This window comes from Stieleria bergensis (assembly GCA_007745635.1).
Classification (GTDB): Bacteria; Planctomycetota; Planctomycetia; order Pirellulales; family Pirellulaceae; genus Stieleria; species Stieleria bergensis.
The window spans coordinates 3474927-3497567 of the sequence record CP036272.1 but is presented as its reverse complement, the minus strand read 5'-3'; the positions used below and the strand labels follow the sequence as shown (position 1 = coordinate 3497567).

Below are 22641 nucleotides of genomic sequence, written 5' to 3'. Positions count from 1 at the left end.
GCAAACTGGTCCGACAATCGTGAACGGCGTGTTCGATGGGAGTCCATCCTAAGATTCCGGACATGCAATTCCTACAGCAGGAGCCGTCAGGAATCAATCTCAGCTGCGATTTGGCCCTGTTTCGGAACGACAGTGACGATCATTCGTGTTTGGCACGCGGTCAATCATTGCCGCTACCTGTGACCACTGTCTAGCGAGAATTTCGTGAAATTCAGCTAAGGTGGCGTCATTGCACATAACGACTTGACTGAGCCGTTTTTTGGTCTCTATCGGCGTTTGCATGGCTTCTCGCTTGGCCAGCTGATCGGGGCTCCAGCCTCGCTTGAGCGTCCTCTGCAAGCGGGTCTCGCGGCTCGCATCGACACACCAGATTTGGTCGCAGCAGACGTCCCAATCGGATTCGAATAGCAACGGCACATCAAGCAATGCCACCGGTGTTTTCCGCTCCGCAGCGGTCTCCAGCTGCCGATAGATCTCCTGTTTCGTTGGAGGATGCAGCAACGATTCTAAAAACTGAAGATTTTCTTGATGTTCCTTGGACACTCCAAAGACATGTTTTGCCAGCTGCGTCCGATCCAGCTGGCCGTCTGAGTGGACCACGTCGTCGCCAAGTCGCTGACGCACGCCATCGACCACCGCCGGCAGTGTGAGGAAACTGCGAGCGATCAAGTCAGCGTTGATCCAAAACGCACCTTGGTCGGCAAGGAACTGTGCGGCTGTCGATTTTCCGGCCGCTGGCGTTCCGACCAAACCCAGAATGATCATGTTTCCAAACTATCAGCAGGATTGTAGCGTTCGAGTTGGCTGGCAGCCTAAATGCTGTACAGCCATGCCGAGCAATTGGGACAGGTAGCCAAGTACTTCAATCGGATGCGATCGACGATCTGTGTGGTCAGCATCTGGTTGCAGACTCCGCAGCAACCGTCTTCAATCGGTGCCAATGCTTCTTCGCCGCGAGCGCCGGTTGATCGCAGGTAGTCGTCCATCATCACCGGCGGCAGTTTCGCTTCGGCATTGGTGAGTTGCTGTCGAACGTGTTCTAGATCGGAGGTGACAACGTTCATTCGCTGCTGCACTTTCTCGGTGCGTTCGATCAACTCGCTTTGCTTTTCGGTGAGCTCTTGTTCAGCCTGGCCGACGAGGTTGGTCAGTTCATCGATGCGTTCCCAGGCTTCCATGATCTCGTCACTTTGAACGCTGTTGGCTTGCGTGTCGGCGGCGATTTGGTCCTTGAGAAGGCTGAACTCTTTGTTGCTTGCGGCGGTGTTTAGTTTGGCTTTTAATTCCTCAATCCGCGCTTCACGTGAGCTGAGTTGCAACTGCTTTTCATCGCAGGCCAGTTTGACGTCCTTCACCTTTTGCTGGGCGTCGGCCAATGCCTGCTGGGCTTGCTGCACAATCGCCTCACTGGCGGCAATCTGCCTTGGACCGCGAGCCAATTGCCCCTCCAAGTCCGCCACTTGAGCGTGCAAGGATTGCAGGCGATGCAGTAGGCCTTCATCAACTTGTGACTTGTAATCAACGGACATGGCAACTGGTGGTAGATTAGGATTCGGCTGATCGTCAAGATTGCGGGTCGCAATCGGAACCGATTACCATCATACCGTAGTTTCCTAGGCTGTAGGAAGGTGCTAAAACCAGCGGGTCAAGAATTGAGCGTTTACCTCGTCGCTGGTGTTGTGACGCGATTCCCTGCGAGACGCTCGGTCTAGCCAGATGACTGTTGTTCCGCTTGGGGGCGATGGGTGATCATCCAGCGGGTTAACCAGAACAGGAGCATTGTCGTGGCAACGAGTGATGAATTGATTCAACAACTGGGGGAGCCGTATCCGTCCGGCCTGATCTGGATGTTTGCTTGCACAGCGGACAGAGCCGAAGCGGCTTCCCATTTCGCTTCCCACCTGCCCTCGGGTTTTGAGACGCAAGTTCATGACAAGGCCGCCGTTCAGCAGGGGAGCTATCTTGTCGTTGCCAAACACGCCGATTTAGCCACCCCCCAAGACGTTCGTGTTGCCGATGCGGCGTTCAAACAACTGGCATTGCAGTCGGGTCTAAGCTATTTGGGAGTGGACGTCGTCGAAGCGATCGATCTGCAGGATCTGGATGAAGTGATGGGCTGGATCGAATTCGAATCCGCTCCCGATCGGCTGACTGAATTCGCAGCATTGGAGTTTGAACCCGGTGAGGACGTCCCCTGGGCGTTCCTGATCGGCGCTGAAACGATCCATGACTTGCACGCCACGGCTAAACGGTTGCATTCCGTTGGTTATTCGGATTTGGAACTCTTTGAAGATGTCGATGAAGACGGGCAAGTCGGCCTGTGCATCTATGTGCAAGGAAATGGGAGCGCGGGTGACTTGCGAGCGGAGTGCCAGAAAATCGAACGCGTTGTCACGGCCACCGATGCGTTTCCTGTTGGTGTGCAGTTCTATGATCGCGACGATGTCGGTGATGTGTTTGGCGACGATCCGGACGAAGGCGACGAACGATCGTAGCGGATCAAACCATGTTGGTTGATTCTTTCTTTAACTTCGCAAGCTCCGTTCGCTCGGGCATCTGCTTGTAAAACGGGTCCAAGGGGTAGCAACCGCTGATCATGCCTTTTCGTGGCGCCGTGGTGCAGTCGCTAAACGTTCGGCAGATGCGTTTGCGCTGGACCTGTGTGCCCGCAATGATGTCCGCTGGCAAATCGGGATACGAGAGCACCATCCGGCCCAAGCCAATCGAGTCCGCCATGCCAGCGTCAACCACCGCTTGACCTACATGACCGATCCAGTCTTGCAGGTAGGTGTAGCCGGAACCAACGATGAACGCGTCGGGGCATTGCTGTTTAAGCGCCGCGGTGGCCAGAATCTGGCGATCAACGCCCACCAACGGATCTTCTGGCGGTTGATATCCATCACTGGGCGGAAAGAATGCCGGTCGCTGTAGGTGTGGCGTGCTGTAAGGGCTGCCCGCTGTGGTGCAGATCAGGCGAATGCCCAGTGAATCGAGCAGCTGAACAAACCGCACGGGGGTTTCAAGGTCGATCCCCAGACCGTCATGCGTGCAACCAAAGTGCAGTCGAGAGTCGCCACGCTGGTCTGGCGTGCCCACTGAATCGTCGCCAGTCACAAACGGTACGAAATCAAACAAGCTGAATCGAACGCCGATTTCCAGCCCCGGAGCTTCTGCACGGATGCCCGCGACGATCTCACGCAGGAATCGCGTTCGGTTTTCGAAGCTGCCGCCAAAAGGGCCCGGACGATCCATGCCGCTTAACAACTCATGCCCGAGGTAACCGTGACAATGTTTGACATCGACGAAACGGAATCCGATCTTCTGTGCCTCGACGGCGGATCGAACAAAGTCTTCGATCAGGGATTTGAGCTCATCGTCACTGATCAATCCAGATGAATCGACGACGCCAACACGATCATCAAGGGCGGGGTTGCGTTGCACCGCCCGAGGTTCAGCAACGGCTTTTTGGTTCGGGCGTGCATAGCGGCCACTATGCGTCAATTGCAGCCCAACCAGCAGATCTTCCGTGTCCCCAAAACGTTCTTGGTGGGCGTGAATCAATAAGTCATGCAGTTCTGCGATCTCGTTGGCGTTATCCCCTTGCATGCACAGTTGATTGGGATTGGCACGTCCATCGTGACGCACCGCCACTGCCTCGCCACCCCAGATCAGTTTAGCGCCGCTGATCCCAAAGTTTTGCCAGCGCCGTCGGGTCAGGTCAGTGGGCCGACCGTCGGTCGTTCCGTCCCAGCCTTCCATGGGCAGAATGCAGAAGCGATTGCCGATCGAGACACCGTTGACGGTCGCAGGCTGAGCGAGCACCGAATCCGGCCCGGGCTCAACCCTGTCCTGCACTGGCATGCGAAGGTCCAGGTCATTTAATCGACCACGAAAGTCATCGACGGTTTTCAGACTGGCAACGCGAGGGTACTTGGCCATGGGGAAGACTTGGGAAGAGTGTCAGAAGAGCAGGGAAGTGCAGCGCTGGTCGGTTGGCAAAACGAATGCGAGTTGGCAACGACTGTCCTAGAGGAATGTCGCCAGTTGGTCCGCAATGGCAGCCAGCACTTCGCGATCCGACGCCGGGCGTTGGTCGGCCCCGGGATAAGTGGCATCACAGACGATCTTACCGCGCAACTTTAGAAACATGGCTGCGTTATGTTTGTAAGCTGGAACGGTCGGGCGAAACGCGAACGCACCCAGGTACTGCAGAAGGTCATTGAGTTCGTAAAAGTGATGATCCCCTTCGAGCCACATTCTGTCGCGTCGCGCGAAGGCTTCTGGCGAAAACGTGCTCAGGCCCAGCAAGTAATCGCTACCGTACATCACCATGTCAATGGCCAAATCATTGCCGGTTAATACCAGGAAGTCAGGCCGTTGCTGATTGCGAAGTTCAAGACGCTGCCACTCCAGTTCGCGCGAGAGCGAGGAATGTTTGGCGCCAAGACAGTTCGGGATCTGCATCAATGCGTTGTAGGCCGTCAAGGAATAGACACTGCCAAAGGGAGCAAACATTGTTCCCAACTCAAACGCATAAAAGCTCTCACAAGCTTGGCTGATCGCGTGATAACGCTCGATGATCTCAGTGGTCGTCCCTTGCGTTAGTCCATAGGATTGAAAGATGATCGGAGTGCCATCATGCGACGCGATCTCGTCCATTGCCGACCGATAGGCTGGCAAGTTGAATGCGTCGTTGGCTCGGTCACCAACAAAGGCTCCACTGAGAAAGGTTCGCCCATCTGCGATTTCCTGGGTCAGTTGCAGTGCCTGCTGACGAGTGGCTTCGTCAATCAGATTTGCATAGCCAGTGTCCATGTTGATCGCGGGGATTAAGCCGCAGTCAAACGTGTTCTGAACGTGTTCCTGAAAGCCTGACCAGTCAATGCGTGTTTCGTCCTGCATCGGCAAAAGGATCGCTGACATCCCCGTGATGGCGCGCTTGGGACGACGGAGTGAATGGGGATCGAGACGCATCGAGGCGGTTTCGTGATTCGGGTGATCTTGTGTGGTCATGACAACAATTTAGCCAACGGTCCGGTGTTCGTCTTGGCAATTGAAGCTAAAATGGAATTTGCAAATCGGGCGAGGCGGCGTTCGGTTTGCTGTCGCTGCCAGCGATCGGGAACATCGTGGCGGTCTGGATCCCTGATCAGACTGGATTGGAGCGAACGGATTCGCCCCGCTGAGACCAACGGCGACAGGCGTTTTTCGCCACCCAGACGCCTGTTCGAGCTGACTTCCTTGGCCACTGGATTCTCCATGAATGACAAAGCGTTGACCGATCGAGCGCTGCCGGAACATTTGCCAGCTTGGGGCGTCACTGTTTTGGAAAGCCATCATTCGCCGAACTTCAGCATGGACTGGCGTGAGCATCGGTTTTTCAAGCTGCTGTATGTGCTTCACGGACGAGGCGTGCTTGAATTTCGGCATCGCATCGACCGCTTCGAACATGGCGATGTGTTGGTCGTGCCGCCGGGCTGCGAAAATCGCATTGTTGATGCGCCGGACGCCGCCAGCAGCTTGTACGTTTGTTGCATCGCAACGGATGTCTATTCCATGGCTTCGGACCCTGTGCAGCAGCTTCAGCCAGGCTTGATCTCCGCGAGTCCTCACTTTGCCAATCGCATCGCCACGCAGTTGCGGCGGATGCGGCACCAGCAGGTCAAACCAGACCCTTGGCAAGCGGTCGCAATGGTGGCCTCGGCACTGCGTGTGGTGAAGTGGTTGCTGCAGCTGCGTAGCGACCTAGACGGTCGTCGCAGCCAACAACCACAACGACCCTATCTTGACGATCGGGGTTTAGTCCAAGAGTACGTTGATCGATTGTCCACTGAGTTCTATGAAGCGACCACGATTGAGCAAGCCGCCCAATCCATCGGTGTTTCGCGGCGAGTGTTCACGGATCGGTTTCAAGAGCTCACCGGGACCACTTGGCTGACCTACGTCCGTCGACTGGCGATCAATCACGCCAAACATCAACTGGTGCAGACTGACTTGCCGATCGCATCGATTGCGTTCGAATGCGGGTTCAATGATCTGTCGACGTTCTATCGTCAGTTCAAGTCACAAGTCAAATTATCACCCAAGCGATATCGTGGCGAGAACCAACTCTAGCGCAAGGCTGGCTGCTGGAACCGGAAAAGGGGACGGAGAATGGGTGGTTGCTTAGTCAACCGGTGTGAATCGGACTTTGCGTGTGTCTTCTTCGATGCCTGTGGGCTGTGTCAATGGCTGGTAAAGATCCGGGCGGCGGGACTTCAGCCAGCGGCGTCCGGTCGAACCGGGCTGTAGCGATGGATCGAGGTCAGCGACGACGACAGCATCCTCTGCTTTCCAGGTTTCCGCCAGTGCTCCGCCGTAGGGGTCCAGGATCATCGAATTGCCAGTCCGGACTTCATTATCGTCCACACCGACCCCGTTTGAGAAAACGTAGAACAGTCCGTTATCGTGAGCTCGGGCCGGCAACCAGCGTTGCAGCCATTGGCGGCCTTTGGGTCCTCTGAATTCCGCTTCGATGGCTTCGGGATCATTTTCACGATTCCGCCAGAGTTCAGGATCAATGGTTCCCATGCAGTGCGGGCTCGGCGAATTGCAGCCGCCGGTCTGGTGAGGGGCCAACAGGATCTCTGCGCCCATCAGCGCGTTGATGCGAACGTTTTCACCGATGTTGTTGTCGTAACAGATCAAGACGCCAACGCGAGCGCCTTGGGGGATGTCGAAGACGGTGTAACTGTCACCGCTGGACATGTGTTCGTTAATGAAGCAATGCAGTTTTCGATGCACGGCGATGTTGCCATCGGGCATGGCGACGACATAGCTGTTATAGAACGCGTCGTCGTCGCCCTTTTCAATCAAGCCCGCGCCGATGGTCATCGAGTGCTCTTCGGCGAGATGACGCAGTTGATCGGCGCTCCAGCCGCCCTCGATGGGTTCGGCCAATCGTGCGATTTGATCGCGATCAAAGTCCCGCAGATGCCAATATCCCGTCAGGCACATCTCGGGAAACACGGCCAGATCGACCTGCATCCGGCTGGCGAGTTCGGACAGTTTGCGAACGCGGCCCAGATTGAAGTGCTTATCACCAGGTTGGTGATTGAACTGAACCGCGGCGGCTTTGATTGGCTGCATGGGTCAAGGCCCCAGAAGAGCGTGGCGAGGGTTTCGAACGTCGGCGTGCCACAGACACGCCTGTTTGCATGTTGTACGCGAAACGACGCAGCCAGCAAGTAGGCGACTCAGTGCGTTCTACTTGCCGTAGCCCTCAGCGGCACTACCGTCGGCACTGATGTTGTCCGTTGTCCACAGCAACCCTCGGCAGACCAGTTCCAGATAGCGATCGTCGGCAACGGTTTCGTTGAAGTGTCCCAGGGTGGTGCTAAAGATCCGGGTCTTGTTGGGACCGTACAGATTGGTCCACGCGACGACGGCTTCGCTGACACGTGGCTTGGCTTCGGGATTCTTTTCCAGATCCTTTTTGCGCGGTGGAACCGCTTGCTTGCCACTGGCGATTACTTCGGCGCCGCTGAAGACTCGAATGTTGTTGTAGAGTTCTTCGTTGACCGTGGTCCAATCTTGCATGTCATGGGCGATGGGATTTTTGGAATCGGCGTAGCTGACATCGATTGGGAACTTGGGGCCGTGTCCGGTGGATTGCAGTCCCAGCATCTCATACCAGCCTGCATTGTCCGCGCCATCTTCGACAGCGGCGCGAAAATTGCCCCAGCGATAGCTGTGCATGGCGCAGTGCAAGTTGACTGCTGGCACACCGTCAGCGTGCGCTTTCAGGATGCGGGTGACATAGGGTTGATCGGTCACTGACGCGCTGCACTCGTCATGCAGAACGACATCGTATTTCTTTGCCCAGTCGTCTGATTCATAGATCTCGAAACGCGTTCCGGTGGAAGTGCTGGGGCTGAGCACGACGGTGACTTCGGCGTTGATTCTCGCCTCAATGCCTTCCTTCAGGATTTTGGTTTGTGCCTTGTAGTCGTGGCAGCATCCACCGGCGACCAGCAGGACTTGCAGTGGTTTCGGGTCAGCGGCAAAGGCCGATTTGGCAGGCAGGGCGGTCAAGGCGACTGCGGCAACAGCGAACAAGTGAACCAAGCGGCGAGGGAATCGGTTTGGCATAGGAGGGGCCTGTGAAGCGGTGGATCGGAGGAAGTGAGGCAATAGCGGCACGCAACAACAACGCGACGTCTGCGTTTAGTTTAGATCGTGATCAGAATTGGTGTCCCTTTTTTGGGCCGTCGACGGTCTGTGTTAGGATTTCTGGGCCATCCTCGGTCATCAATACGGAATGCTCGAATTGTGCCGAGGCTTGGCCATCTTTCGTACGAACCGTCCAGCCGTCGTTTTTATCCAAACGTGTGTAACGACTGCCAACGTTGATCATGGGCTCGATGGTAAAGCACATGCCGGGCATCAAGCGGTCGATACGGCTTTGACGATTGGGGAAGTGTGGAATGGTCGGATCGAGGTGAAATTGACGCCCCAGTCCGTGGCCGACGTATTCGCGAACCACCGAAAAGCCACGCTCTTCGGCTTCTGGAACAATGGCCTGGCCGATGGTGGCCACGTTGCAACCGGGGGTGATCGCCTCGATGGCCAAATGCATGCAATCAAAGGCGGCTTGCGTCACTCGGCGCTTGTCTTCGGTCACTTCGCCAATCAGAAAGGTTTCGCTCTGGTCGCCATGCCAGCCGTCAACGACGGTGGTGATGTCGACGTTGACGATGTCGCCATCAACCAACACACGCTCGTCCGGAATCCCGTGGCAGATCACTTCATTGATGCTGATGCAGCAGTTCTTGGGATAGCCCTGGTAACCCAGCGTCGCCGGGCGATGGCCATTCTCTTTGGTCCATTGCTGCACCAGGTTGTCGATTTCGATCGTGGCGACGCCGGCTTTGATGTGGGGGCGAATGTGGTCCATCAAGGCCGCATTGGCTTGGCCAGCCTTTCGCATCGCATCTCGGCCGCGGGTATCAAGCATCAAGTCACGTTGCTGTTTCAGCATTCTGGACATCTTGTTTGTGTCATGAAGAGGGAGGCGAACGGTCAGCAGGGCGTTCGCTGGAGCACTAACCGCCGCTTATGGTAGCAGTGTTTGCCGGTCAAACGTAGCTGCACCACCCGCCTGCCCACTGAAAACCGCCGCAAAATTGGCATTCACTGACAGTCGCAACGAATCCAGACCGCGACCGCCGCTGGGCCATGCGTGATCTGCGCTCTGCGGCGGCAGCGATTGGTCAGCATCCAAACCGCAGATTGCCGTTTGAAGGCCACAATGACTGCCATTTGCGGCATGAACGCAGCTGCTTGGTTGGCAGGGGAGGAACATTCCAAGGATACCGCTTTTGCAAAATTCTCCGCCAACCTGGGTGGCCCGACCTGCGACCGCACCCAATGGGGATTGCTTGGGAAGTCAGATGGATTGGATGGTTTCGGTAAAAATCCCTTCCGATCAGAAACTCGGGCAGAACTTGGGGGTTACATCCAAGGTGGGAATTGTTGCCAAACTGCCGCCAGTGGCAGGGAGAGCCGGGGAAATCGGCTTTCATCTGCGTTTTCTCTGGCAAGATTCGCTTTCCGAATAGAATAGTGGTTTGCGATCCCCGCTCATGCTCATCAACTTTTTGCACTCGCTTCGTTTCAGATTTTGAAATGCCAACCCAAATAATTCATGCGATCTCCCGTCAGTGCGGGCTTGCCCCGCTCTATTTGGGGGCGATTTTGTTCTGCTTTGGTGTCCAGTTGTCCGGTGGCCGGGCTGCTGAGGCTCAGGAGCGAGATGCCATTGCCTCTCCAGCGCCAGCGGCGAATGATGACGCAGCGGCGAATGATGAGGAGGTCGGATCTCCGTCGGACGTGGTGGCTCCCGCGACGCCTGAGAGTACGCAGCCTGTGGAGAACAATCCGATGCCGGTGCAAATTGGAGCACCACCGGAAACAACGACTCCACCAGCGACCAGTGCACGCGGCGCCGATGTCACTCCTGACGAAGCTGCTCGCATTCTGTTGCAGCAACTTGATCGACCCACTGAACCGGAGCTGAGGTTCAATTTTTCGGGTGCCTCCTGGCAAGATGTGCTGACCTGGCTGGCTGACGAAGCCAAATTGTCATTGCAGATCGATCGGTTCCCAGCCGGTTCGGTTTCGTTCAGTGACCCCACGCGGACCTACACCGTTTCTGAATCATTGGATCTGCTGAACCGTTTGCTGCTCGATCGCGGATACGCGTTGATCCGTCGCGGACGCATGCTGGTCTTGATTGACTTGGAAGCAGAAAACAGCGAGGACTTGATGAGCGAGTTGGCTGATTTCGTGCGGCCAGACGACCTAGCCAAACGCGGTAAAAGTGATATCGTCACCAGCGTCTTTCCCTTGGGAAGCATGACGCCTGACGAAGCCAAACAACAGATTCCACAGCTGATCGCACCGTTTGGAAAGGTGATTGTTTTAGACAGTGCACGTCAAGTAAAAGTGACAGAGCGAGCTGAGCGACTGCTGGAAATTCGCGACGTGATTTCGCAGTCCGCAGAACAGGTTCACGAAATTCGTTTGGAGCACCGAAGTGCCGAAGAGTTGCTGCAGACCGCGCGCCCATTGCTTGGATTAGAGGCTGGCGTCAATAGTAACGATGACATTCGTATCAGCGTCGGTCTGTACGGTGACAGGATCTATGCGACGGGGACGCCCTCCAAAGTTGCGATTCTTGAAAGCCTGATCACCAAGGCAGACCAACCGCTTGATGTTGCCGGCGATGGAAACGCCGCTGAAGTCGAGCGTCCTGAGTTGAAAACGTATCCCGTGCGAGACGCTGATGTCGCATCCGTCTACGAAGTCCTGCAAACCCTGTTACAAGACGAACCCGGCGTGCGATTGGCCGTCGATCCAGTCACTCAAAACTTGATTGCCTTGGGCGGGGCTTCGGTGCATGCCAAGGTTTCCGAAGTCATCGCTGAGATGGCCGGTTCCGGTGAAGAGTTCAAGGTCTTTCAGCTCAACCGGATCGATCCTTCACAAGCTTTGTTAACGATCAATAAGTACTTTGGCATCACGGAGGAGTCCACCGAAGGGCCAATCGTCGACGGAGACCCGACCACCGGGCGGATGTGGGTTCGTGGCAGCAAGGAAGAGGTTTCACAAATCGAAACTTTGCTGGAACAACTCGATGGAGCCACAAATACCGGACTGCTAGGTGGACGCGTTAGAACCCTGTCGCTCGCTCCGGGACAAAGCGAGCAGGTGCTGCAGCAATTGCAGCTTTACTGGAAAATGACCGGACGCCCGAACTCCATTCGCGTCGTGTCGCCCGCTGGCAGTGCGACCGTCAACGGGATTCAGGAACGACGGCTTCAACGTCCCGGGAAATCGCAACCGCCAACTCCTGAAGCCGAACAAACCGATCAGCCCGGCCAGCAACCGTCTGCCAGCCCCGTCCCCGGATTGGATGTTCGCAACCTGCGTTCGCTCGATCGCGTTCGATACATCTCTGGCAAGACTCCAGCGATGGAGCTTACGTATGTCTCAGAACCGTTTCAAGAACCCGCGGTTTCAAATCCATCGGCTACGGTCCCTGAAGTCCCCGCGCCTGCTGCTGCCAATGGCCCCTCAGCAGAGATCGTGCTGGAGATCACGCCCGATGGAATTCGCATCGCCTCCGATGACATCGAAGCGTTGGATGAACTGGAGGCCTTGTTGAGCCAGTTGATCGGACCGACTGGCGTGCAGAACGACTTACCCACCATTTTTTGGCTCAAGTACATTCAGGCCGACATTGCCGCAGAAATGGTCGCAGAGATCATGGGCGGCGCTGATAGCTCGGGCGGATTAGTGGATACCATCGCCGGTGGACTCGGTGGCGGGATGCTGGGCGGTATCATGGGACTGGCGACCGGTGGTGGCGGCGGTGGAGGAAGTACATCGCAAAGCATTTTGACCACCACGGGATCGGTCAGCATCGTGCCAGACCTGCGTCTCAACGCGCTGTTCATTCAAGCCAATGACTTGGACATGCAAACGATTGAGATGATCCTGCAAACGATCGATCGCGAAGAGAGCCCCGAAGACATCGAATTGACGTCCAAGCCACGTCTGATCCCCGTCATTCATCAAGACGCCACACAGATGGCAAACATCATTAAAGAAATGTACGCCAGCAAGATCGGCGGTCAGCAACAAGGGGGCGGTGGAGGTCGGTCGCAAGGTCAGCCTTCACCTCAGGATTTTATTAATGCACTTCGTGGTGGCGGGCGTGGCGGACGTGGTGGCCAAGAAAGTGCAAAGTCAGAACCGACGAAGATCGCTGTTGCCGTGGATGAACGCAGCAACTCCTTGATCATCACCAGCACCACCCAGGACTTCGAAGAGATTCGTGCTCTGGTCAGCATGCTGGATGAAATGGGACAGGCCAATGAAGAGCAGACGGTGTTCTACAACCCCAAGGGCACGCTCTCCGGACAAGCTGTCTATGATGCTTTGAACGTTGTCCTGGGGCAGCAACAAGATGATAAGCCGTCTCAATCGAACACCAACAGCCAGAACGGCCGCACCAACAGTAGCTCCTCACCGAGCAGCTCCGATGCGGAGGCCGCCCGTGCTCGTTTTGAAGCCTTTCGAGCTCGGTTCGGTAGCGGAGGAAGCCCGTTTGGTGGCGGTCGCCCCGGTGGCGGTGGCGCTCCAGGTGGAGGACGTCCAGGTGGCGGTGGTGGTCCCGGCGCTGGTGGCCCTGGTGGCGGCGGCCGAGGTGGACGCTAGCCTTTGCCTCTCGCCTGATAGTGGAAGCCGCTGAAGAGTCCACTCTGCGGCCAATCTGCTGCGTTGCCCTCCGTTCTGCCCTGCTTGCCCCCTTCTTCAAAATCCTTTCGTTCGGACTCTCTAAACATGATCATGCACGCTGGTGATATCCTGCGACGACGCGGATTGATTGACGATGCCCAGTTGGAAGCGAGTCGTGGGGATGATCCGACGAATTTGATTCAGAACGCCGTTAGCAAAGGCTTCATCGAAGAACGGGTTGCCTTACAAGCGATTGCAGAAGAAGTCGGGCTGGAGTTTGTCGATCTCCGCGAGGTGGAAATTGACCTCAGTGCGCTCGATGGCTTTCCTCAGAAACTGATTTATCGCCAAGCACTCTTTCCGATTCGTTATCAGAACGGGTCGATCGTCGTTGCCACCGCGGACCCATTGGATCTGTATCCTCTGGATGAAGCCAGTGCAGCGACGGGTAAAAATATCGTGCCCGTGGTCGCGCAGCGAGCCGAGATCGCTCGGCTGATGAAGCGGCATTTGGGCGTCGGTAGCGAAACCGTTGAAGGCCTGATGGCTGCCGCGGCCGATGATGATGAGCTTGAATTGCTGGAGGAGCTTGAAACCGACGGCAGCGAACTGAGCGAGATGGCTCAGGAAGCGTCCGTGGTTCGCTTGGTGAACGAAATTCTATTGGAGGCGATCGAAACAAAGGCCAGCGATATTCACATCGAGACACAGTCCGATGGCCTGATCGTTCGCTACCGCATCGATGGTATTCTGCATCGCCAGCCAACTCCGCCAGAGATCAATCGCTTTCAAGCTGCAATCATTAGCCGTCTGAAGATCATGGCGCGGCTGAATATCGCTGAAAAGCGTCTGCCACAGGACGGCCGAATCAAGCTGCGAGTACACGGCCGCGAGGTTGACATTCGTTTGAGCGTGATTCCCATGATTCACGGCGAAGGCCTGGTCATGCGGGTATTGGATAAGTCCTCAATGGTCTTCAATCTTGCTGAGTTGGGGATGTCCGCTGAGAACTATGAGACGTTCAGTAAGTTGATCGAACTGCCGCACGGCATTGTTTTGGTGACGGGGCCAACGGGTAGTGGTAAAACGACCACGCTGTACAGCAGTCTGCTACAGATCCGTAGCGACGCAACCAAGATCATCACGACCGAAGATCCCGTCGAATATCAGCTTGATGGCATCAACCAAATTCAGGTCCATTCTAAGATTGGTTTTACCTTTGCCGCCTCGCTACGTAGTATCCTGCGTCATGACCCCGATATCGTGCTTGTCGGGGAGATTCGTGACTTGGAAACCGCTGAGAATGCGATTCAGGCTTCGTTAACCGGTCACTTGGTGTTCAGTACCTTGCACACCAACGACGCTTCAGGGGCCTTTACTCGTCTTGGTGACATGGGCGTCGAACCCTTCCTGGTCGCCGGGACTGTCGAAGGCGTGCTGGCACAGCGTCTGCTGCGGCGTCTTTGCCCGCACTGTAAAGAGGCATACGAGCCCAAGAAAGACGAACTGCCCCGCGATTTCCCCTGGGAGCGCGGCGGTGATTTCACATGGTATCGCCCAGTGGGTTGCCGGGAGTGTCGGGGACTGGGCTATTCCGGTCGACTGGGGATCTATGAACTGTTGGTTGCCAACGATACGATCAGAGATTTGGCACAGAACCGAGCCAGCACCTGGGACATTCGCAATGCGGCGATCAAAACCGGAATGCGAACCCTGCGCATGGACGCATGGGATAAAGTCATTGCCGGTGTCTCCAGCGTGGATGAAGTGCTTCGTGTGACCAAGGGAGACGTGCTGTAACGCCATGCCTCAATACGCCTATACCGCCCGGGACATGAAGGGCAACACGGTGACCGGTTCGCTGGAAGCTGGCAATGAACGCGAAGTCGCCGTTCTGTTAAGCGAAAAGTCGCTGTTTCCTTCGAAAGTTTCACTGGCCAGCAAATCGGCCAGTGTGTCATTGCTTGGTAAAAAGAAACGCGTCAAAGGTCAAGTTCTGGCGACGTTCTATGGCCAGCTTGCGTCTTTGCTGCGCAGTGGCGTGCCGATGATTCGTGCGTTGACGATCCTGAGTGATCAGGCCACCGACGCGACCTTGCAGGAGACGCTTAAAGAGGTCAAGGGCCGAGTCGAGGACGGTGAACCGCTGGGGATCGCGATGAGCCGACACTCGAATGTGTTCTCTAACATGGCCATTAACATGGTCCACGCAGGAACCGAAGGCGGTTTCCTTGAAGATGGCCTGGTGCGTGTGGGGAACTTCACCGAGCTTCAGGAGGATTTAAAGGGACGGACTATCGGGGCAATGGCCTATCCGGTTTTCTTGTTCAGCGTCGGCGTACTCGTCATCTCCGGACTGCTGGTGTTTGTCGTGCCCAAGTTTGACGATCTGTTTGATCGCTTGCGCCGAAAGGGTGAGATGCCTTTTTATACCGAGTGGCTGCTCTTTACCGGTTCGGTGCTACGAGATTACGGCCTGTACATTGTTGCTGGTTTGATCGCGCTTGGATTCGGGCTGAAGTTCTATTTTGCAAGCGACAAGGGCCGCGAAACCTTGGACCGAATCAAGCTCCGTATTCCGGTGCTTGGCGAGATTCTGATGAATCTGTCCGTTGCCAGATTCTGTCGAGTGCTGGGAACGCTGCTTGGCAACGGCGTGCCGATCCTGAAGTCGCTGGAGATCAGTCGCTCGGCGGCGTCGAATCAGCTCTTGAGCCAGTCGATCGCTCATGCTACTGAAAACATTCGTGGCGGTGAATCGCTTGCTCAACCGCTGCGTACTTCGGGCTATTTTCCACGCACCGTGGTCGAGATGATCAGTGTGGCCGAGGAAAGCAATGCGCTTGACACCGTCTTGCCGGAGATCTCCGACTCGCTTGAGAAGCGGACTTTCCGCCGACTGGATCTCTTTGTGCGAATGCTTGAGCCGATCATGTTGCTGATCATGGCAGCGTTGGTTTTGGCGATTGTGATGGCTTTGCTGGTTCCTGTGATTAAAGCCAACTCTACTTTGTAGGCCAGTCGTTTTTTTCGGACTCTGGCCGTGGATTGGCCGATAGAATTTTTCCGGTGGTGTGTTTCGGGGTGGCCCGTTCTGGCTGGGTCCCGTACTGCAGCTTGCGCTGATTTTCCACCGGTTGTGTATTGTCTTTCGTCTCTCTCAATCCACCGTCATAGGCTTCGGTCCTGTTATGACCGCGCTATTGATTTGGCTATCCGTCTCGCTAATTTCCTCGGCTGGGGTGATTTACTTCATCGCCAGGGCGCCGAAAATCGAGGACGACGAGGACCGATTTGAGGCGGCTCCAATCCGCCCACCTCATTTCGATTCCAAGTCGGGTCCAAGACCGGACGACAGTGGATCGTCTTCAAAACTGATGCGTCAACGCGCTCGTTAGGGTTACTGGAACCGATGGCGGCTGATGACCCGACTGCTGATGACTCGGGTGCCCTCGCGGCAGTGTCTGCGTTATAGTCTTGGCCAACGTCTTTTTTGCTTCTAGAACGACTGGCGCTGTGACATGGAAATTTGGCCTGCGATTGATTTGCGATTTGGAAAACCCGTGCGTTTGCGGCAGGGTGATTATGAACAGAAAACCGTCTTCGGTGACGATCCGGTTGAGTTCGCGATCCGCTGGCAGCAAGCTGGTGCCAAGCAGCTTCATCTGGTGGACTTAGATGCCGCCCGCGGAGACGATCCGACACCGAACCGCGAAGCAGTGAAACGAATCGTTGCTGAGACGGGCATGCGTTGTCAGCTAGGGGGCGGCGTGCGTGACGATGCCGCGATTGAATTGTTACTTGGTGTGGGTGTCTCGCGGTTGGTCGTCGGTTCAGCGGCGCTCAAACAGCCGGATTGGTTTGCTGATGCCTGTGACCGCTTTCCAGGGCAGTTGGCAGCCGGCATTGACGCGCGTGACGGGATGGTTGCCACTGACGGTTGGCTGGAGACGAGTTCCACACCGGCGATCGAGTTAGCTCAGGACTTGCGTTCACGAACGGAAAACATCGCTGCGATTATCTATACCGATATTGCCAAAGATGGAATGATGAGCGGTCCAAACTTCGCCGGCTTGGCCGAAATGGCGGCGGCCACAGACATCCCGTTGGTCGCCAGCGGTGGTGTGACAACCTACGAGGATGTGCAGAAGCTGGTGGAAATGCAAATGCCGGCGGCGATCGTCGGGCGATCCATTTATGACGGCGTGATGCAGCTAGACGAAGTGATTAAAATTGCAGGCGACGTTTAGTCCCTGCTGGGGCTGCCGCTGTGATTTTCCAACGGCTTGTCCGCCGGCAGTGCCACATCGCGCTGATGACGGTTCGTTCTCTTCTTTCCCATCGCCCACCTCCTTTGCTAGGAAAAGACATGTCGTTGCTCCGCTTGCCAACTCTGTTGTTCATTGTTCTTGCGTTATCACTGAACTTGCCGTTGGGGCTGGAAGTTCAAGGGCAGGGAACACTCAAGAAGTTGCCACCGGCAGGTGTCGACATTCCGGCGAATGAGCGAGAGGCCTTGGCGGCGCACGTCAAGTCGCTGCGCGGCAAACTGGCCGCTCAAGCAGAACAAAGCCCGGACTTTCCGCAATGGTCGCCGGATGTTGAAGTCTTGATTCGGGCTGTCGATCTGGCACTCACGCAGAACCTGTTCTTCAAGAAGTCACAGGCGAACGATGCAAAAAAGTTACTGGATCTGGCTGACCAGCGACTGAAGGCTGCGATCAGCGGCGAACGCGGCTTGAAGCTGATCGGCTATTCAGCAAGCAAGCGAGACCAACCGCAGATGCTTGTCGCTGGGTACGTTTCGAAAATCGATCATAGTGTGCAACCTTATGGCGTCGTCTTGCCACGTGACTTTACACTGGCGGATGCAAAGCAGGCTTCGCGACTGGACGTCTGGTTGCATGGTCGTGGCGATACCAAGACAGAGATTCCCTTCTTGATGGAGCGGCTCACAAAACCGGGCCAATACACTCCGGACGAGACGATTGTTTTGCACCCCTTCGGACGTCACTGTAATGCGTTCAAATTTGCCGGCGAGGTCGATGTTTTCGAAGCCATGGATGACCTGAAACGTCGTGTCGCGATCGATCGCCATCGCACGTCGATTCGCGGTTTCTCGATGGGAGGTGCTGGCGTGTGGCACTTGAGCGTGCATTACCCGGCAACGTGGTTTGCAAGCAATCCAGGCGCTGGGTTTGTTGACACTTTGGTGTACCAAGGGTGGCAAGACAAAACGCCGTTTCCACTAAACGCCACCAATCGCAAACTGTTGCACTTGTATGACGTACTGCCTTGGGCTGCGAACCTACGCAATACAAACTTGATTGCCTATAGCGGTGAAATTGACAAGCAACGCAAGGCGGCCGATCGCGTGGTCGCTAAGTGCAAGGAACTGAACGTTCCCTACGAATACGTGATCGGCAAAGGGATGGGGCATAAGATCGACCCGCCTTCTCAGAAGATCATTGACGCTCAGTTGGCTCAGTGGGCCGGGCAAGCCAGTCAAGCAGCGCGTGACATTGACTTCACGACCTATAGTTTGCGTTACGCCAATGCCGGTTGGCTGACCATCGAAGGGATGCAAGAGCACTGGACACCTGCCAATGTCAAAGCCAGCCTGGATACGAAGAACGGAGTCGTCAACGTCGCAACGACCGGTGTCACCGCGCTGTCGATTGATTTGAAAGAGATCAATGAGTTCGCGTCGCGCGGGGAAGTCAGGCTCGTGTTAAATGGTAAAGCCTGGATCGTTGAAGATGATGACGAAGCGCAGGGTTTTCAGTGCCTGGTTCGGCAGACGACACCTGGGCAATGGGCGCAGATCAACCCTAGCGATCTCGGGCTGGCAAAACGACCGGGGCTTCAGGGACCTATTGATGACGCGTTCTGTGACAAGTTTATCGTGGTCTTGCCCAGCAAACCGGCACAGCATGGCGACGTGCAGCGTTGGATCGAGCGAGAGTACAAGTACTTTCAATCACGCTGGCAGCGTCTAATGCGCGGCAAGTTCAACGTGGTCCGAGACGTTGACTTGACGCCCGCTCAGATCGAGCAATGCCACCTGATCTGCTTTGGCGATTTCACAAGCAATCTGTACCTTGCCAAAGTTGCCAGCCAGATTCCCGTCAGCTGGGACGACAAGTCCGTGAAGGTTGCTGGAACGCAATACGAGGCCAGCGAACATGCCCCCGCGTTCTGTTACCCTAACCCAGCAAATCCCAATCGCTACCTAGTGGTTAACAGTGGCATGACGTTCCGCGAGTTTTCGAACACCAGCAATTCAAGACAGATCGCGATGCTACCGGATTGGGCGGTGTTGGATGTGACGGAGACCAACGACGCGATCTATGCTGGCGGAATCGCTGAGCAAGGGTTCTTCGACGAAAACTGGAAGGTCAAGTGAGTCCAGTGGTCAAGCGAGTCGTGTGAATCACTCGCCAACGGTCCGGACTTATTCTTGTCGGCTTGCAGGCAATCCTGGCGGCAGAACGGCGGAGAACTGGCGGGCCAAACTGTCGAACGGTAATTCCCCCGGCTTGGCCTAATAAACCTCGCGTTTCCTCGTAAACCTGGCATATGGTTTTGCTCGCGTGGTTCGCGGCGCTATCCTGCAGGGAGTAGGTTCTGCGAATGATCTGTTTGCGGTAATACAGAGGGCGGGCATCCGCCGGTTCATTTTCACTTCGAGGATTCAGATGGTTAATCGTGCACTAGTTGGTCTTGTTTGCGTTTGCGTGTCGATGGTTGGCTCATCCACCGTCCAAGCCACCGAGGCAGCCGTAGTGATCTCTGCCGAGAAAGAGAAGCCACCCGCTCTGATCGGGCCCGAATGGTTGGTCGAAGACATCAACGGCCAGGGAGTGATCGACGGTTCTCGCGCGACCGTGCAAATAAGCGACGAGAGTCGCGTTTCGGGTTCCGCGACGGTCAATCGGTACTTTGGCAAGGCGACGGTCAAAGACGACAGCGTGACGTTCGGCATGCTGGCAACGACGCGAAAAATGGGGCCACCGGCGCAAATGAAACAGGAATCCAAGTTCCTGAAGGCCATGGCTGAGGTGCGCAGCTATGAAGTCAAAGACCAGGTGATCTTGCACCTGTTGAACGAAAAAGCTGAGACCGTCTTGAAGTGCAGCGTTGTTGCAAAGAAAAAGTAACGCACTGCCAGTTAGATGCCTGAATGCCCGTTAGACGCATCACTGCCAGATCGTAGCAGTGATGCGACCGAATTGGGCGGGGCGTTATGGGAGCAATGCGGAGTTTGAAACCGAGTTGCCCAGGACCTTGAAATCCTTCAGAGTCCAAACCACCTCTTTGTTCTTGGTCACTTCAATCAGTTGAGGATTGTCAGGACCAGCGTGGCAGTTACCAATCACATAGTTTCCGTTGTCCAGGACGGTCACCGTTGTCACCCAAGCCAAAGTGATTCCTGGCAAGTCGTTTTGGTGAAGCTGCCAGACAATTTCCTTTTCTGGCGTGACTTCTAAAACGCTGTGCCCATTGCCTCCTCCGATCAGCGTGTTACCGTTGGCCAATCGCTGTGCAGAGAAGAGCGAGTTTCCGAATGCTTCGGGGCCATGGCCACCCGCTGGTTTTTTACCAAACATGGGAACTTCGTAATCCCAAACCACGTTTCCTTTGCGATCGTATTCGCGAACCATTCCGTCGCCCTCGTGTGCAACGATGTAGTTCCATGAATCGCCTTTGGGAACCAAACGCACCAAGCGTGTGTCGCGGTGAGGATGTGGGTTGTTCAGTTTCATGGCAAAGGAAGACAGCACTTTCCCGTCGCGGTCGATCTCAAAGATCTTCCCTTCACCGCTGAGCGCGACCATTAGATTGCCGTTGGGAAGCGATGCAAACGAATGCAGTTCAACGCGTCCAGTGCTGGCTGACTTGAGCTGGCCGGCATTGTAGCTCCAAACCACATCGTGGCTTTTGGAGTCGATTTCAATGATCTCAGTGCGCTGGTGCGTCAGGACATTGCCATTTTCTAGAATGTGGATGTCGTGAGGAGCGCCCTTCAGATTCATTTGATGCGAGCAGTTACCATCAGTGTCAAACCAGGCCAAAGTTCCGCCCTGGTTTGCAACCAATGGGTGCCCAGCGACTAGGGAAGCCATCGACAGGAGTGGAAGGCAAGCTAACAAGAGAAAACGCATAAAAGTTCCTTTCGAGGGAGCAATGGGGAGAGTGAAAGTCAGTCTGTGGAGGCTGGGAATGGCGATTGCCAGGGCGTCTGGCCGCCACGTTGAATGTGCTTGATGAGGTCGCGTTTGAGTTCGTTAGCGATCTTCGGTGCTTTGTTGATCAGGTCGTTCTGTTCTTCAGGGTCTTTGGAAAGATCGTACAACTCTAAAGCAGAAAATGGAGTGTTCTGAACCAATTTCCAATTCCCTTTGATCAAGGCGTGATACGCCATGCCGCAATAACGTGGATTGCCTTCGCGGCGAACGAAATACAAAGGGCGCGTCTGTTCAGGCATCGCCTTGCCATCCAGAATTGGCGTCAAACTAACGGCGTCGCAATCCGATTCGCGTTTTGTGCCCGCAAGTTTCAGTGTCGTCGCATACAGATCGAACGTTAAACCCGCGTAGTCTGATGTGGTGCCGGCAAGATCCCGATTCAACGGCCGAATAATAAATGGGACGCGGAGTCCGCCGTCATAGTGACTTTGCTTTCCGTCGCGCCAAGGCAGATTGCGCTGTGCGTGCGGAATGGATCCGCCGTTATCAGAGGTGAAGGCAACCAACGTGTTCTCGCGCAGATCCAGTTGATCAATGGCGGCTAAAAGTTTTCCGACGTTCGCGTCCAAGTGTTCAACAAAGGCGATGTTTTTCTGCCGCGCAGGGCTTGCTTCGGGATGCGATTGTTTGGTGCGTTCCAGCCATTCTGTGGGCGGTTGGATTGGAAAGTGTGGTGCGTTGTAGGCGAGGTACAGGAAGAACGGATCGTCTTTCTGCTTGGAACGATCGGTCAGATAGTCAATCGACCACTCGGTGAACAGTTCGGTCGCGTGCCCATCGGGATCAATCTCCTGGTCATTGTGACGCATGAAATTGATGCCGCCTCGACGATGGTTGTAATAATCGTCCATCATGTCGCCAAGGAAGCCGTGGAAGAGATCGAATCCACGCTCGTTGGGCGTGTTTGGTGATTCTAACCCGAGGTGCCATTTGCCAACGATGGCGGTGTGGTACCCAACGTCCGAAAGGCGATTGGCGATCGTTCGCACGTCAAGTGACAGGAAACCAAAATTGCTTTGGGGGTTGGTGCGAATCACGCCAGGCACGCCGACGCGGTCAGCATAGCGACCGGTTAACAATGCGGCTCGCGTTGGGGAGCACACCGTACAGTTCGCACGCATATTGGTAAACGTGATCCCTTCTTTGGCTAGGCGATCAATGTTTGGCGTCGCGATGTCAGGGCATCCCTGATAGCCCACGTCCCCGTATCCCAAGTCGTCGGCCAGAATGACGATCACATTGGGACGAGCAGTGGCCTGCTGAGCCGTTGCTGAGCTGGTCTTGAGGCAGGCAAGGACCAGTATTGCAACAGGAAGCAAATTCCAAATGGATCGGTGAGCATTCGAGAAAGACGGCGTTAACATGGCAGTATCCTGGGAGACAAAACAACAATCAGGCCATGATAATTGAATTGCTCACTGGCTGGCAAAGCCCACAACCAAGGCCCCGCGAAATTCATCACAATTCCACGCTGCTTTTTTGCGGACCTCTCGGGACTTCTGGAGTCCTACGAATTCGAAGTCCAGATTTGAGGCGAGACTCCGATGGGCGGTGTGGCCATCGCGACTCGTCAAGAGGTGGCCGGGAAGGTCTAGTCCCAGAATCACCC

At 55.6% G+C, this 22641-nt stretch carries 17 protein-coding genes; 8 read left to right on the top strand and 9 right to left on the bottom strand.

The genetic code is table 11. The annotated features are described in order from the left end of the window. Window positions 1-99: 99 nt before the first annotated feature. Window positions 100-765, bottom strand: a complete 666-nt coding sequence (gene coaE / locus SV7mr_RS12100; protein WP_145272320.1) for a dephospho-CoA kinase — start codon at window positions 763-765, stop codon at window positions 100-102. A gap of 47 nt (window positions 766-812) precedes the next feature. Further along, window positions 813-1529 (bottom strand): zinc ribbon domain-containing protein, encoded by a 717-nt coding sequence (locus tag SV7mr_RS12095; protein ID WP_145272318.1) that lies wholly within the window; start codon window positions 1527-1529, stop codon window positions 813-815. A 255-nt stretch (window positions 1530-1784) separates the two neighbouring features. Between SV7mr_RS12095 and SV7mr_RS12090 the strand changes: the two genes are divergently transcribed. Further along, window positions 1785-2495: a hypothetical protein gene (locus tag SV7mr_RS12090; protein WP_145272316.1), complete on the top strand. Its 711-nt coding sequence runs from the start codon at window positions 1785-1787 to the stop codon at window positions 2493-2495. A gap of 4 nt (window positions 2496-2499) precedes the next feature. Here SV7mr_RS12090 and SV7mr_RS12085 read toward each other — a convergent pair whose 3' ends face one another. Next, the gene (locus SV7mr_RS12085; protein WP_145272314.1) at window positions 2500-3939 is read right to left on the bottom strand and encodes an oxidoreductase; all 1440 of its coding nucleotides are present in this window, start codon (window positions 3937-3939) and stop codon (window positions 2500-2502) included. Window positions 3940-4026: 87 nt separating this feature from the next. Continuing rightward, window positions 4027-5013: a dihydrodipicolinate synthase family protein gene (locus SV7mr_RS12080; RefSeq protein WP_473163689.1), complete on the bottom strand. Its 987-nt coding sequence runs from the start codon at window positions 5011-5013 to the stop codon at window positions 4027-4029. Between the two features lie 246 nt (window positions 5014-5259). Here SV7mr_RS12080 and SV7mr_RS12075 point away from each other — a divergent pair, with 246 nt between their 5' ends. Beyond that, window positions 5260-6114 (top strand): helix-turn-helix domain-containing protein, encoded by an 855-nt coding sequence (locus SV7mr_RS12075; protein WP_419188429.1) that lies wholly within the window; start codon window positions 5260-5262, stop codon window positions 6112-6114. A gap of 51 nt (window positions 6115-6165) precedes the next feature. Here the strand turns inward: SV7mr_RS12075 and SV7mr_RS12070 are convergent, their stop codons facing one another. The 3 genes from SV7mr_RS12070 to map form a co-directional block, all read right to left on the bottom strand. Beyond that, the gene (locus SV7mr_RS12070; protein WP_145272308.1) at window positions 6166-7128 is read right to left on the bottom strand and encodes a nitrilase family protein; all 963 of its coding nucleotides are present in this window, start codon (window positions 7126-7128) and stop codon (window positions 6166-6168) included. A gap of 117 nt (window positions 7129-7245) precedes the next feature. After that, a complete protein-coding gene (locus tag SV7mr_RS12065; RefSeq protein ID WP_145272306.1) occupies window positions 7246-8130 on the bottom strand; it encodes a ThuA domain-containing protein in 885 nt (294 codons plus the stop codon). A gap of 91 nt (window positions 8131-8221) precedes the next feature. Then, window positions 8222-9019, bottom strand: a complete 798-nt coding sequence (map, locus tag SV7mr_RS12060) for a type I methionyl aminopeptidase (protein ID WP_145272304.1) — start codon at window positions 9017-9019, stop codon at window positions 8222-8224. Window positions 9020-9666: 647 nt separating this feature from the next. Here map and SV7mr_RS12055 point away from each other — a divergent pair. From SV7mr_RS12055 to SV7mr_RS12030, 6 genes are all read left to right on the top strand, one after another. Beyond that, window positions 9667-12762 (top strand): secretin N-terminal domain-containing protein, encoded by a 3096-nt coding sequence (locus tag SV7mr_RS12055; protein ID WP_145272302.1) that lies wholly within the window; start codon window positions 9667-9669, stop codon window positions 12760-12762. Between the two features lie 126 nt (window positions 12763-12888). After that, window positions 12889-14583 (top strand): GspE/PulE family protein, encoded by a 1695-nt coding sequence (locus SV7mr_RS12050; RefSeq protein ID WP_145272300.1) that lies wholly within the window; start codon window positions 12889-12891, stop codon window positions 14581-14583. A gap of 4 nt (window positions 14584-14587) precedes the next feature. Further along, entirely contained in the window at window positions 14588-15799 is a 1212-nt protein-coding gene (locus SV7mr_RS12045; RefSeq protein WP_145272298.1) for a type II secretion system F family protein, read from the top strand. Window positions 15800-16304: 505 nt separating this feature from the next. Then, window positions 16305-17033, top strand: a complete 729-nt coding sequence (gene hisA / locus SV7mr_RS12040; RefSeq protein ID WP_145272296.1) for a 1-(5-phosphoribosyl)-5-[(5-phosphoribosylamino)methylideneamino]imidazole-4-carboxamide isomerase — start codon at window positions 16305-16307, stop codon at window positions 17031-17033. Between the two features lie 119 nt (window positions 17034-17152). Beyond that, window positions 17153-19189, top strand: coding sequence for a prolyl oligopeptidase family serine peptidase (locus SV7mr_RS12035; RefSeq protein WP_419188428.1), 2037 nt, complete (start codon window positions 17153-17155; stop codon window positions 19187-19189). 292 nt (window positions 19190-19481) lie between these two features. After that, a complete protein-coding gene (locus SV7mr_RS12030) occupies window positions 19482-19943 on the top strand; it encodes an META domain-containing protein (RefSeq protein WP_145272292.1) in 462 nt (153 codons plus the stop codon). Between the two features lie 84 nt (window positions 19944-20027). Here SV7mr_RS12030 and SV7mr_RS12025 read toward each other — a convergent pair whose 3' ends face one another. Further along, window positions 20028-20909: an outer membrane protein assembly factor BamB family protein gene (locus SV7mr_RS12025; protein WP_419188469.1), complete on the bottom strand. Its 882-nt coding sequence runs from the start codon at window positions 20907-20909 to the stop codon at window positions 20028-20030. Between the two features lie 77 nt (window positions 20910-20986). Beyond that, entirely contained in the window at window positions 20987-22396 is a 1410-nt protein-coding gene (locus SV7mr_RS12020; protein ID WP_145272287.1) for a sulfatase-like hydrolase/transferase, read from the bottom strand. Window positions 22397-22641: the final 245 nt, after the last annotated feature.

Bases quoted from the DNA above. Each gene is read 5' to 3' on its own strand.
- coaE (WP_145272320.1), bottom strand. From the start codon at position 765: ATGATCATTCTGGGTTTGGTCGGAACGCCAGCGGCCGGAAAATCGACA.
- SV7mr_RS12095 (WP_145272318.1), bottom strand. From the start codon at position 1,529: ATGTCCGTTGATTACAAGTCACAAGTTGATGAAGGCCTACTGCATCGC.
- SV7mr_RS12085 (WP_145272314.1), bottom strand. From the start codon at position 3,939: ATGGCCAAGTACCCTCGCGTTGCCAGTCTGAAAACCGTCGATGACTTT.
- SV7mr_RS12080 (WP_473163689.1), bottom strand. From the start codon at position 5,013: ATGACCACACAAGATCACCCGAATCACGAAACCGCCTCGATGCGTCTC.
- SV7mr_RS12075 (WP_419188429.1), top strand. From the start codon at position 5,260: ATGAATGACAAAGCGTTGACCGATCGAGCGCTGCCGGAACATTTGCCA.
- SV7mr_RS12070 (WP_145272308.1), bottom strand. From the start codon at position 7,128: ATGCAGCCAATCAAAGCCGCCGCGGTTCAGTTCAATCACCAACCTGGT.
- SV7mr_RS12065 (WP_145272306.1), bottom strand. From the start codon at position 8,130: ATGCCAAACCGATTCCCTCGCCGCTTGGTTCACTTGTTCGCTGTTGCC.
- map (WP_145272304.1), bottom strand. From the start codon at position 9,019: ATGCTGAAACAGCAACGTGACTTGATGCTTGATACCCGCGGCCGAGAT.
- SV7mr_RS12055 (WP_145272302.1), top strand. From the start codon at position 9,667: ATGCCAACCCAAATAATTCATGCGATCTCCCGTCAGTGCGGGCTTGCC.
- SV7mr_RS12050 (WP_145272300.1), top strand. From the start codon at position 12,889: ATGATCATGCACGCTGGTGATATCCTGCGACGACGCGGATTGATTGAC.
- SV7mr_RS12045 (WP_145272298.1), top strand. From the start codon at position 14,588: ATGCCTCAATACGCCTATACCGCCCGGGACATGAAGGGCAACACGGTG.
- hisA (WP_145272296.1), top strand. From the start codon at position 16,305: ATGGAAATTTGGCCTGCGATTGATTTGCGATTTGGAAAACCCGTGCGT.
- SV7mr_RS12035 (WP_419188428.1), top strand. From the start codon at position 17,153: ATGTCGTTGCTCCGCTTGCCAACTCTGTTGTTCATTGTTCTTGCGTTA.
- SV7mr_RS12030 (WP_145272292.1), top strand. From the start codon at position 19,482: ATGGTTAATCGTGCACTAGTTGGTCTTGTTTGCGTTTGCGTGTCGATG.
- SV7mr_RS12025 (WP_419188469.1), bottom strand. From the start codon at position 20,909: ATGGCTTCCCTAGTCGCTGGGCACCCATTGGTTGCAAACCAGGGCGGA.
- SV7mr_RS12020 (WP_145272287.1), bottom strand. From the start codon at position 22,396: ATGTTAACGCCGTCTTTCTCGAATGCTCACCGATCCATTTGGAATTTG.